Annotated in this window: 8 protein-coding genes and 1 tRNA gene; 4 read left to right on the forward strand and 5 right to left on the reverse strand. The window is 38.2% G+C overall.

The genetic code is table 11. The annotated features are described in order from the left end of the window. The first annotated feature begins 164 nt into the window (after positions 1-164). The gene (arcB, locus tag BW139_RS07855; protein WP_008110445.1) at positions 165-2483 is read left to right on the forward strand and encodes an aerobic respiration two-component sensor histidine kinase ArcB; all 2319 of its coding nucleotides are present in this window, start codon (positions 165-167) and stop codon (positions 2481-2483) included. A gap of 7 nt (positions 2484-2490) precedes the next feature. Here arcB and arcA read toward each other — a convergent pair whose 3' ends face one another. From arcA to trmB, 4 genes are all read right to left on the reverse strand, one after another. Beyond that, positions 2491-3207 (reverse strand): two-component system response regulator ArcA, encoded by a 717-nt coding sequence (gene arcA / locus BW139_RS07860; RefSeq protein WP_008110444.1) that lies wholly within the window; start codon positions 3205-3207, stop codon positions 2491-2493. A gap of 460 nt (positions 3208-3667) precedes the next feature. Then, positions 3668-5272, reverse strand: a complete 1605-nt coding sequence (locus tag BW139_RS07865) for a sensor histidine kinase (RefSeq protein ID WP_076919298.1) — start codon at positions 5270-5272, stop codon at positions 3668-3670. Positions 5273-5456: 184 nt separating this feature from the next. Next, complete coding sequence (locus tag BW139_RS07870; RefSeq protein ID WP_076919299.1) at positions 5457-6482, reverse strand: methyltransferase; 1026 nt, start codon at positions 6480-6482, stop codon at positions 5457-5459. A gap of 36 nt (positions 6483-6518) precedes the next feature. Further along, on the reverse strand, positions 6519-7244 hold the full coding sequence (trmB, locus tag BW139_RS07875; RefSeq protein WP_076919300.1) for a tRNA (guanosine(46)-N7)-methyltransferase TrmB: 726 nt from the start codon (positions 7242-7244) through the stop codon (positions 6519-6521). Positions 7245-7393: 149 nt separating this feature from the next. On the opposite strand from trmB, the gene mutY reads away from it, so the two are divergent. Together mutY and BW139_RS07885 are read left to right on the forward strand one after the other, a co-directional pair. Beyond that, the gene (gene mutY / locus BW139_RS07880; RefSeq protein WP_076919301.1) at positions 7394-8455 is read left to right on the forward strand and encodes an A/G-specific adenine glycosylase; all 1062 of its coding nucleotides are present in this window, start codon (positions 7394-7396) and stop codon (positions 8453-8455) included. Positions 8456-8487: 32 nt separating this feature from the next. Beyond that, positions 8488-8760, forward strand: a complete 273-nt coding sequence (locus BW139_RS07885) for an oxidative damage protection protein (RefSeq protein ID WP_008110439.1) — start codon at positions 8488-8490, stop codon at positions 8758-8760. Between the two features lie 90 nt (positions 8761-8850). Here the strand turns inward: BW139_RS07885 and BW139_RS07890 are convergent, their stop codons facing one another. Beyond that, entirely contained in the window at positions 8851-11634 is a 2784-nt protein-coding gene (locus tag BW139_RS07890) for an ATP-binding protein (RefSeq protein WP_076919302.1), read from the reverse strand. A 307-nt stretch (positions 11635-11941) separates the two neighbouring features. Between BW139_RS07890 and BW139_RS07895 the strand changes: the two genes are divergently transcribed. Then, positions 11942-12017, forward strand: a tRNA-Phe gene (locus BW139_RS07895). The last annotated feature ends 51 nt before the right edge of the window (positions 12018-12068 follow it).

Raw genomic sequence — 12068 nt, forward strand, 5'->3', positions numbered from 1 at the left:
AAATAAAGATTTGCTGAAATGCAGCAAATAACAGCAAACATGAAATTTTATTGTTTTTGTCGCACAACATGAAAATAGCTGATAGAAAATGCTAAAATTAGCCTTTAATCATACTTACTTATAAAAACTAAGCATTTAGCTTTAGCTAAGAGAAAAACTGATATATGACTGATTCTTCTTTGAACCCGTGGGTTCGAGTTCTTTCCAGTTCAATAACTCGTTTTGGTGAGTTTAAAACTGCAGCTATTTGCTATGCATTATTACTGACGGTATCGCTGGTTTTATCGAGTATGTTTTACTATGTTGCCATAGGGGAAGTGAACTTAGTTGATATACTCGCTGTGGTATTTTTTACCTCAGTTGTTTCTCCTTTGGTGATTAGCGTACTGCTTAACTCTATTCGGCAACTTGATGCCTCTTATGCCTATTTAGATAGTGCCACAAAACAAGAAAAGCTTTTAAATCAAACCCTCAAAGACAATATTAATCGTTTAAATATTGAAATTGACGAACGTAAAATGGCCTTTCACGCCAAGCATAGAGCAATAGAAGAGCTCAGACGTGAAATTGCAGAGCGTAAAAAAACGCAACAAGAGCTCGCCCAACAAGGCATGTTACTGCGCTCAATTGTCGACTCCTCGCCAGATTTATTTTATTACCGCGATAACAACGGGGTATTTGCTGGTTGTAATAAAATGTTTGAAGAGGTGATGGGCAAAACCAGTGGCGAATTAATTGGTAAAGCCGCAGAAGAAATATTTCCAAGTCACTTTTTATCTGAAGTACTCAGAACCGATGAGCAGGTTGAACGGACTCATCAAGGTTTAACTATTGATGTAGAGTATTCTGTAAATGGTGAGATAAGATGGTTTGAACTCAGAAAACTTCCCTTTATCAATGAGCAGGGCGATTACATAGGTTTACTCGCTTTTGGTCGTGATATTACCAGTCGTAAAGAAGCCGCGCAGGCACTGGAGACTGCTTATAAAGACAAAGGGAAATTTATTGCCACATTAAGCCATGAGCTGCGTACTCCGCTCAATGGTATCGTCGGTTTAACCAGAATGCTATTGGATACTGAGCTTAATAAACAGCAGCGTAGTTGGTGTAATACGGTATTTTCAAGCGCCGAAACGCTGGGTAACATATTTAACGATATTATAGATTTAGATAAAATTGACCGTGAGCAACTCGATATTGCCGCTAACGAAATTAATGTGTCTGACTTTATCAATGATGTGGTTAACTTTGCAGGCCTTATTGCTGAGCAAAAAGAGCTTTCCTTTGAAGTGAAGCGTTCGGGGATGCTTGATATATACGCCTTACTTGACCCCACACGTTTACGCCAAGTGGTGTGGAACTTAATTAACAATGCGGTTAAATTTACCCAGCAGGGCAGTGTCACCTTAGATTGCGGTAGAGAAAACCGCGAAGATGGCCCATGGCTTATTATAAAAATACTTGATACCGGTGAAGGGATCCCGCAAGAACAACTTACCCGTATTTTTGATATGTATTATAAAGCGCCTGATCTTAAAGGGACTAATGCAATTGGATCGGGTATTGGCTTAGCTGTAACAAAAGCGTTAGTAAGTGCTATGAAAGGCATTATAACTGTTAATAGCACCCCCGGAGAAGGGAGCTGCTTTACCGTACAAATTCCGCTGAATTTATGTAGTGCACCTACCGAGCATAGTTATGTGGGACGTAGCTTATATATTTTATTAGTGGAAGATGTACCACTTAATGCTGAAATCGCAACTAACCTATTAGAACAGCGTGGGCATGAAGTGTTGTGGGCTGAAACGGGTGAAGATGCTTTATCGTTTGTAGAGACCGAAGATGATCTTGATTTAGTATTGCTTGATATGCAGCTTCCAGATATTAATGGTGATGAAGTAGCAAGGCAAATACGCGCACAAAGCCATTTTGATCAGCTACCTATTGTGGCACTTACCGCCAATGTTCGCAGTGCTGAAGAAGAGCTTGAGGGAATTTCTATTCAAGGAGCGTTAGCTAAACCAATAAACACCAGTAAGTTAGATAATATGCTCGCTGAACTCTTTGGTATTAAACAAGCGCAAACCGAGGCTCCTCAACGAGTAGTTAATCAAGAGTTATTAAATCAAATAAATACTGACTTGTTAGATGTTGAAACCATTGAAGACTTTGTAAATTCGATGGGCGTTGAAGTATTTAAACGCAGTAGTCAGCTGTTTGCAAAGCTAAATCCGCAGTATCAACAAGAGCTATTAGCGTCATTAAAAGCAGCAGACAGAGAAGAATACAAATCCGTTGCGCATAAGTTAAAAGGTGCCGCAGGTTCGGTCGGTCTGAATGATGTGCAGTTGCATGCCAAGCAAATGGAGCATGGTGCGCTGGAGCAAAGTGATGAAGTATTAACAGTTTGGCTTGATGAATTAGCAGACAAAATAAATGAAGGACAACAGGCCCTTCATTTATTTTTACAACAATTAGAATAAAAACTAATTAGCTGTCGATTTTACCAATGAAGCGGTAACCTTCACCATGAATGGTGCTGATTAACTCAGACGTTGAGTTGTCGCTTTCAAAGTGTTTACGGATACGACGAATAGTAACATCAACTGTACGGTCGTTAGCGCGAAGCTCACGGCCAGTCATGTGCTTAATTAGCTGCTCACGACTAAATATACGACCTGGAGAGTCAAGCATTAAACGCAGTGCTCTGTATTCGCCTTTAGGTAGACGCTTTGCGTCTCCGTTTGGAGAAGTAAGGCAACGACTGTTTTCGTCAAGTTCCCAACCGTTAAAGGTGATCACGCCATTGGTTTCAATAGCTGATTCTTCACCACCTAATGCAGTACGCGTAATTAGGTTACGTGCACGAATAGTTAATTCACGTGGGTTGAAAGGCTTAGTAATATAGTCATCAGCACCAATTTCAAGACCTAAAATACGGTCTACATCGTTGTCACGGCCTGTTAAGAAAATAAGACCAACTTTGCGCTTTTGGCGTAATTCGCGAGCTAAAATAAGCCCGTTTTTACCTGGCAGGTTGATGTCCATAACTACAAGATTGACGTCATCGTTATTTGTAAGCTTATCATGCATATCATCGCCATCAATGGCTTCAATAACTTTGTAACCTTCAGCTTCAAATAAACTAACGAGGTTTAGTCTAGTTACGTCTTCATCCTCTACGATCAGAATGACTGGCGTTTGCATCTTTAATTAACCTTTTTGGAGTGTGTTTTATTTATAAAATCGGCGTGATCATCAGAGCCGACTACTAGAATTATAGGATTATATCTAAATGTTAACAAGTAAAAACAAGTTAGATAAAAACAGCTGCGCGCCCAAACCTACTTTGACGTATTATTAAAAACCGCGGCTTAATTGATACTTAACGTTGAATGTATAATTTGAATTATAGAGTCGAAGCCATTTCTCTTTAATAATTGATACATCCATCAACCACCTAAAGATACTAAAAATAATCAGACTAATTCAAAACGGAATTATATCACTTTCCAACTTTTCATCAATGTATGTGATATGTTAAACGCAATTAAGTTCATTAATTGTTCAAAAATACAACGTTTATGGTACAACTGTTTAGTAAGCTATGTCTTAGTATGGTCATAAAGTCTTAATTCAAGGGGATGCAAAGGATTTATTTCGCTTTTTAAAAGAGTGTAATAATAAATCGGGCACCCTGCTGATACTCAGTATCTAGCACAATTTCTCCAGCCAAGGCTTGAGTCACTAAATTGTAAACCAAATGCATTCCTAAACCACTGGCTCCTTGACCGCGTTTTGAAGTAACAAATGGGTCAAATATTTTTGCTCGTATATTACTCTCAACACCCAGACCATTATCGGAGTAGGTGATTTGTGTTTTTGTTTTCGTTGCCACAATATCAATCTGCACTTCGTTGTCACCGCCAGCTACAAACCCGTGAAGTAGTGAGTTTAAAATAAGCTGATGGAATACTTGCTGCAGTGGCCCTTTTTTACTTTCAACGGTTAAATCTGGGGGACAATTTATAAGAACTTTAGGGTTTTTAATTTTTAGCTCCTGCCCCATAGACAGTAGCGTATCGTTTATGAGTTGTTGTAAATTAACAGTACTGGTTATTTCATCGTCTTTGATCACCGCAACTTTTTTAAAGTTAGAAATGAGCTCTGCAACGCGGTTTAAGCTGCTATATATTAAGTCTAAGTTTTCGATACCATCGTTAGTAAATTGCTCGAATTGACTCGCTGTTAATGATTTATTATGAAAATTAACCTGTAGCTCTGCGAGTTTATCTCGCAGTAAAGTAGAGCCTGTAATACCAAGTCCAATTGGTGTATTTACCTCATGGGCAACCCCTGCCACCATTTGCCCCAATGAAGCCATTTTTTTATTTTCAACAATTTGAGTTTGGTATTGGTGCATTTTTTCCAGAGTAGTTAACAGCTCTTTATTAGCCTCTCTGAGTGCAATAGTGCGTTGGCTTACTTTCTCTTCAAGATTTGAGTTTAGCTGCTTAATTTCTTGTTTATCTTCTTCATGGCGCTCTATTTGCCTTTGCGTACGTGCAAGCATTACATTTAAGCTGTTAGACAGTCGGGTTATTTCAGTTAAGTTCGTCAAAGGCGCACGTGCATAGTAGTTATGATCTTTAGCTATGTTTTGTAGCAATAAGCTTAAGCTTTCAATCGGGCTGGCAATTCTTTTTTGTAGTCTTAAAATAATCAAAGAGATAAAAATAAGTATTAAAGCCATAATAACGATATCGATTACAATTTTTTTTGTTATTAGCTCATTTAAGTTATCTAAGCTGCCTCTAATATACACATAGCCTAGCAGCTGTTCATTATTGAGTATTGGGGTAATGTACTCAATATACTCATCACTAACCTGTGGTGCAGCAAAGTCATCAATATTGTCTGTTTTAATGGGCACTGGTGGTGATTTTCGCGCATTAAAACTGGTAAAGAACACCGGTTTATTGGTTTGCTCATCTAAAGCATATATATGTAAATTTGTGACGGATGATACTTGTTGAAGCAGCTTCAAACGTCTTTCTTCTGCAGGCCTATTTTTATTTAGTAATGAGGGCATCGCGTCGAATGCAATGATCTCTGATACCAAGACAAGTTTGCTAATGAGCTGCTTTTTTTGCTCTTGCGCACTTAAATAGGTAGAAATTGAAAGCGATAATAACAAACAGATAGCTGTTATAAGCATGATGGTTTTAAACAATATGCTACGAATGCTATTTTGCTCTACAGTTTTGGGCATTGCGAGAAGGTCATCCGTGTCAATTGTGAATCTAATAGGTAGTAGTTTAGCAAAAACAGAAAAAAGTGAAGTAAAAAGATTAGCTTAATTACACTTTTTATTTTTAGCTAATCTACTGATGAAACATAAATATGTGGCTAATACAGCCCATATTTATGTTTTGACAGGATATTAATAACTTATTTTAGCTACTGTATACGGCAAACTTGTTGTTTTTGAACACTGTGTGGTAGCTATCAAATTGATTTTCTAAAATAGGTGGGTATTTTAGAAAGCTATTTGCCACTATGGTCAGTTTGCCTACCTTAGTTAAATGTTGCTTTGCATGCGTTAAAAAAGATTCAGCAACGCTGTAGTCAGTTGCAATCCCGGTATGAAATGGCGGGTTGCTAATAATTAAATCAAACTTGCCAGTAATACTATTTAAACCATCACTGAGTATGGCTTCACCGTTTACATTATTTAGCTTCAGCGTTTGCGTTGTTGCATAGGCCGCAAGCGCACTTACGTCACTACAAATAAATGTCAGTGCTGGATTTTTTAGCCCTAAAAAAGTAGCAATAAGTCCCGCGCCACAACCAAAATCAAGTACTTTCCCGTGTTTTAAGTTAGGAGCATTCTCTAGTAGCATTTTCGTTCCAGCATCTAGCGCACCATGGTTAAACACACCAGGAATACTGACTGCTGTAAACTCAATATCGCTCACACATACCGTAAACTCTTTATGGTAAGTGCTAATATCAAACGCGCTATTAAGAGTAAGTTCGGAAAATGAATATAAAACACAGTGTTTTGCTGAGTCTATTTTATTACTAAACTCAGCCTTACCAGCGAGTTGCTTTTCAATTGACTTAACACCGCTCTTGTTTTCGCCAACGACTAGTAGCTCTGCATCTTTGCTTATCACTGCGCGTATGTTGTCTAACGCCATTAACAGCTCAGGTTTAGATTTAGGGTAATAAAGTATCACCAAATCATAATCGCCCGCATCAATAGTATGATTAACGGTTACATCAATACCTGATATGTTCTTTGCAAATTCACCATTAGCGTGGTTATAACTAAAAGCGGTTATTTTACTTTGTGGGTTGAGCGTTTTAAGCTCATTTAAAAAGCCATCTTGAACAAAGTTGACCACCAATATTGATTTACCCTTCAACTCTTCACTGTTGCGAAGTAATAGTAGGCTCGGATTGGTTAATACGCTCATAAATGGCTTTACCTTACTTGATTATTTAATTAACGGTTACTTAGTTCGTTCGAACATTAAATCCCATACGCCATGGCCTAAACGGTGACCACGCTGTTCAAATTTAGTCAATGGACGTAGCTCAGGACGAGGAACATAGTCGTTAGTCTCTGATTGGTTTTTGTAACCAGGGGCTGCTTGCATCACTTCTAACATATGCTCTGCGTAGTTTTCCCAATCGGTTGCCATGTGAAATACGCCGCCGATTTTTAATTTAGAACGCAGTTTTTCAGCAAACTCAGTTTGTACTATGCGACGCTTATGATGGCGCTTTTTATGCCATGGATCTGGAAAGAATAACTGTAAAGTTGATAAGCTTTCATCGCTTATGCAATCAGCAAGAACTTCTACTGCATCGTGTTCAAATACACGAAGATTAGTAACGCCAGCTTCATCAGCATCCATTAAACATGCGCCAACGCCTGGGCGATGAACTTCTATGCCAATAAAGTTAAGATGTGGTGCATTTTTTGCCATTTCAACCAGTGACTTGCCCATACCAAAACCAATTTCTAGCACTACATCATTGTTGTTGCCAAAAACTTCGCTTAAATCAAGTAGGCCGTTCTTGTGTTCAAGCCCCATTGTTGGCCAGCACTTTTCGATTGCAGCAGCTTGACCTTTGGTTAATCGGCCTTCGCGTTTTACAAAACTGCGAATAGTGCGGATATATTTACCTTCTTGCTTAGCTTGCTCAAGGTTGTTGTTACTTGATTCACTCATATTATTGGCCTGACAAAACAATGTGTTTAAAAATGGTTGCGTATTATCCCTGACCGGCGCTAGGTTGACAAGCACTAGGGCGTTATAGCTTGATCTTTTCAGTCACTCCAATAGACTGAGCCGCCATTAAGCATTAGTAAAAAAGAAATATGTTGGATTTAAAAAAACAGCAGTCAGCTTGGTTTTCTAACCAAGTAGTTGATTGGTATCATCTTTATGGGCGCAAAACGTTACCATGGCAATTAGCTAAAACGCCTTATAAAGTGTGGGTATCTGAGGTGATGTTACAGCAAACTCAGGTTGTTACTGTTATTCCTTATTTTGAAAAGTTTATGCAAAGCTTTCCCGATATTATTGCTTTAGCCAATGCTGATGAAGATCAGGTTCTGCATCATTGGACAGGTTTAGGTTATTACGCTCGTGCACGCAATTTGCATAAAACGGCTAAAATAGTTCGGGATAAGTACCAAGGCCAGTTTCCTAGCTCGCTTGAAGAAGTAATGGATTTACCCGGAATAGGGCGCTCTACTGCCGGTGCTGTTTTATCATTATCTTTGGGGCAGCATCACCCTATTCTTGATGGCAATGTTAAAAGAGTGCTTGCTCGTTTTTTTATGGTCGAAGGTTGGTATGGGGTCAAAAAGGTAGAAAATCAGCTTTGGCATTTAAGCGAACAACTCACGCCTAAAAATAATGTGACCGAGTTTAACCAAGCTATGATGGATTTGGGTGCAAGCTTGTGTTCGCGCAGTCGTTTTGATTGTGAGGCGTGCCCATTAAATAGCCGCTGTGGTGCGTTTAACGCTGGTAAAGTTAAGGAATTTCCTCACTCTAAGCCCAAAAAAGTAGTGCCTAAAAAAAGCTGCCACCAGTTAATTATTAAACATAACGACAAAGTGCTTATGGAAAAACGCCCAAACAGCGGTATTTGGGGCGGATTATTTGGATTTTTTGAATTTAATGAGTACAGCGAGCTTGAAACTTTTTTAGCACAACAAGGGCTTGAAAGTGATCTTGATGAAGTAGCGCCTTTTACTCATGTATTTTCACATTTTGAGCTTACGATTAACCCACATGTACTGAATATTGAGAAAGCCCCTGATGTAGTCAACGACAAGCAGCTGGTGTGGTATCCACTCGATCAATCAATAGAAGTAGGGTTAGCGGCACCGACTAAAAAGTTGGTTAAACAAATGAGCCCAATAGGTTAAACTATTGGCATTTAGCGTTTAGGGGAACAATCATGGCACGTACAGTATTTTGTCAAAAGTTACAAAAAGAGGCCGAAGGGCTTGGTTTTCAGTTATACCCTGGTGAACTTGGTGAGAAAATTTTTAATAATATTTCTAAAGAAGCCTGGGGGCAATGGCAGCATAAGCAAACGATGCTGATCAACGAAAAGCATTTAAACATGATGGATCCAGAGCATCGTACTTTTTTAGAAGAGCAAATGGTTGGCTTTTTATTCGAAGGTAAAGAGGTTGAGATTGAAGGCTATAAGCCAGTAGAAAAATAAATTAACCTCTGTTTATGTAAAATTACTAAAAAAGGGCTATTAGCCCTTTTTTATTGTCATAATAACACTCTCAGAAACATACGATCTTAGCTAAACAAGTTCGTCCTGTTCCTCATTATTTCTAATTTGTTCTTTTAAGAACTGTGCTGCTTTTGAGTATTCAATTTCGAGTTCATCTCTCATTTCAATTAACTCATCAGCATTTATCTCATCGCTCTTACACTTATCTTCAAATGACTGCGCTAAATCAGCAACAATGTTAGCTCCTACTGTTTTTGATATAGATTTTAATTGATGACAAGCTGCTACAACATCCGCCTGATTGCTTTGTAATACAGCAAAGTTAATCACTTTAATTTGTTCTTGGCTTTGTTCTAAATACATTTTAAAAAAGCGGATTATTTTAGCGTCATCACCATTTATATACTTATTTGCCGATTCCATATCAATAGGTATAACTGGCTTTTCAGCCGAACTAACTTTTTTCGGTTGTTTGCTGTATAAGTCACTCCATTGTTTTAATGTGTCTTCTAGTGCATTTAGCTCAATAGGTTTAGTGATAAAGTCGTTAATACCCACTGCTAAACATCGCTCTCTCTCGCCTTTTAGCGCATTGGCAGTGACAGCAATAATATATGGTTGTGCGTCAATTGATTCCAGTAATGAAGCTTCTTCTCTAATTTTTTCAACCATGTCGTAGCCAGACATTTTTGGCATATGTAAATCGGTTAAAATGAGCGAGTAGCTATTTTTACGCCACATATCTAGACCTTCTTCACCGTTATTAGCCACTTCTACACTGTACCCTAGTATATGTAACTGTTCGGTGAGTACCTCTTGGTTCAATAGGTTATCTTCAACCAATAATACCAGTCTATTTGCGGCCAGCGCTTCTTCAGAACTTAGGTAGTGGTTCATAGTTTTAGCTTTTTTAATTTGCTTAGGTTTATGTAAGCCGGCAGCTACCAAAATTGAAAGCATAAAGTTAGATTTACACAACGGGGAAGCATTAATATAGAAAATATTTTTATGATTAATTACCGCTTCATCTAATTTACTTAACACCACCATTTGCTGGTTATTATCTTCTAATGAGTAGAGCAAGCTTCTTAGTAGGGTACTGATACTACTCATGTCATCAATACCATCGACAACCCAAATAATATCCTTGGTATCTTGATGCGTTTCTATATCTTGCTGCTCGTGAGCGTAAGTTATTTTAGCGCCCATAAATGACAAGTAACGATAAATGACTTTGCCACGTTCAGCGTTGCTACTAACAACAATGACATGTTTGCCATTGAGAGTGTTTTTGTGGGCAAATTCAGTTTTACCTGCGGTGGAAAAAGGCAACTCGACAGTAAACTCACTCCCAATACCTTCATGGCTAGTTACATGAATACTTCCAAGCATTAGCTCAGTTAAGCTTTTACAAATAGAAAGACCAAGCCCCGTACCACCAAACTCTCGCGTAATAGAGCTTTCCGCTTGAGTGAATGGGTTAAAGATTTTTCTCAATTGAGATTGGCTCATTCCTTTACCGTTATCACTCACGCAAAAGCGCAATGTAAAGTGATCGGCGGTGTTATGTGCTACTTCTACTGATATTCTTACTTTACCCTGCGTTGTACCATTGGTGCTGGTAAACTTAATGGCATTACTACATAAATTATATAGTACTTGGCGCACTCTGACGGAGTCACCTTTAAGGTTGTTGGGGATGTCGGGGGCAATTGATAAATCTAAATCTAGATGGCGATTTTTAGCAACCGATGACAGCACCTTGGCGACTTCTTCTAGTGTATCTGCAACAGAAAATGGAACTGGATCTATGTTGAGCTTTCCAGCTTCAATTTTAGAGAAGTCTAAAATATCATCTAAAATACTCAGTAACGAAAATGCAGATTCACGAATAATAGTACTTAAACGTTGTTGTGCACCATCGAGTTCTGTTTGGCGTAGTAAATCAATAGTACCAATAACACCATTCATAGGTGTTCTTATTTCGTGGCTCATGGTGGCTAAAAAGGTGGTTTTAGTTTCACTGGCTTTTAACGCTTTTTGGGTTTGTTTTTCTAATTCAAAGGTTCTGCTTTGTACTTCTGTTTCAAGGCTTGTTTGAAGCTTTTTTAATTCTTTTTGTGCAGCTTGGTCGTCAGCTTGAACCATGCTTACTTTTTTCAGTAATAAATTAATTTGTTGAGCTACAGTTTCTAATCCCCCTTCAAGCTGCTCATTAAGGGTGCTTTGATAATTATCATTTTGTGTAATTGCTTTGAGTTCTTGAGTGAGAGAGTCGGTGTTTTTATGTAATCGCTTATTAATGTACTTATTAAACACTATGGCTAATAAAAACAGCGCTATTAGAGCTACAATACCGGCAAAAAAGGCATTCATTAGTGAACTTTGGGGCGAAGGTAAAGTTAAAGGTTGTTTTTGCTCAATAATAAGTTCAGCAATGATCTGCCCATCCAATGAAATAACATGATGCAGTATGCCTTGTTGTTTAATGTGCTTATTAATGGCTAAAGGTGCAATTGAATTATTATTATTGCTATAAATTAGCTCTGCTTGATTGTTGGCATTAAAACGGTGCAGGGTATATTTAAAATCATTGTTGAGTAAGCTTGCAATGTCAAAAAGTGGTTTGGCCTTGTCTTGTCCGTATAATGTTAGTGCTTCTACAATGGGCTGCTCAAGACTTTCAGCAAGTTTAGTGACCGCGATGGTGGAGGCTGAGGAAAGTTCATTGTTCTTAGCATTGCTTTGTGAGTAAAGCGAATAGGCGACTATAGATAATGTGGTTATTATAAGGTTACTAACTAAAAATAAAGGTAGTAGGCCTTTTATTGCTGAAGAGAACTTACTCTGCATGAGTTTTCCTGTGGTCTTATTATTAAAACGGTAAGCCTGTACCGAAAGTTATGGACCAATCGTAACACCTAAAAAAAATAATTCACTACGTTTTTTAAACTCTTTTGTTGAATAAATGCACGGTGTTAACGAAAATGCTGGTTAGTTGTTTGAAAACCGTTCAAACGGTTATAAAGAATAAAAAAAAAGTTGACTTGTAAGGGCAAAACTCGTTTAATACGCCGCACGCCCAGATAGCCAAGTCAGTAGAGTTTGGTGGGAATTGCATTAAAAATCTGTTTAGATTTTTAATCAGCACTGTATAAGTGCCTCGATAGCTCAGTTGGTAGAGCAGAGGATTGAAAATCCTCGTGTCCCTGGTTCGATTCCGGGTCGAGGCACCATTTACAAAGAAGTTATCAATCTTTAAAATTGATAAAGTGCCTTAGCACACA

The sequence above is a fragment of the Pseudoalteromonas sp. SK18 genome (assembly GCF_001974855.1).
Taxonomy (GTDB): domain Bacteria; phylum Pseudomonadota; class Gammaproteobacteria; order Enterobacterales; family Alteromonadaceae; genus Pseudoalteromonas.